The following is a 602-nucleotide window of genomic DNA, read 5'->3' as shown; positions in this document are numbered from 1 at the left end:
CCCGCCATGATCAGTTTTCACTGGCTTCTTATCTGGATGTGAGTATGTACCCCTGGCATGAAAACCGGGTGGTGGTGATAGGCGATGCCGCCCATGGCATGAGTCCGCAACTGGGTCAGGGCGCCAATCTGGGGTTAATTGATGCCAGTGTCTTGGCCCAATGCCTGGCTCAGGGGGACGTGCCACAAGCCTTAGCCCACTATTCCAGCGCGCGTCGGCCGCAACTGCGGTTCTATCAAAGCGCAAGCCGGTTTGTGACGCCCTGGTTTCAATCGTCCCATCCACTCATGGGACGGTTAAGGGATGCCTTTCACGGCCCCTTTTGCAAAACCCCGCTTTTAAAGCGGCAAATGCTTCTAACCTTGGCGTGCATGAAAACGGGTTATTTTTCATCAACCCCGCTCCATACGTTTCCACCATTGGATTAAGCCCTCCCCTAACCCTCTCCCGGAGGGAGAGGGAATATTGGGCAAGGAAGCAATACCTACTGCCAACTCCCCCTCCCTAACCCTCTCCCAGGGAGAGGGAATATTGGGCAAAGAAACGATACGTACTACCCACTCCTCTCCCTAACCCTCTCCCGGAGGGAGAGGGAATATTGT

At 55.0% G+C, this 602-nt stretch carries 1 protein-coding gene; it reads left to right on the top strand.

The window, feature by feature from the left end; genetic code table 11:
• Window positions 1–428 (top strand): FAD-dependent oxidoreductase (locus Lery_RS09700; protein WP_162262963.1); only part of this gene is annotated, 428 nt, incomplete at its 5' end.
• Between the last annotated feature and the right edge of the window lie 174 nt (window positions 429–602).

This window comes from Legionella erythra, from assembly GCF_001467615.1.
Lineage (GTDB): Bacteria > Pseudomonadota > Gammaproteobacteria > Legionellales > Legionellaceae > Legionella_C > Legionella_C erythra.
This window is presented reverse-complemented; position numbering and strand designations above follow the sequence as displayed.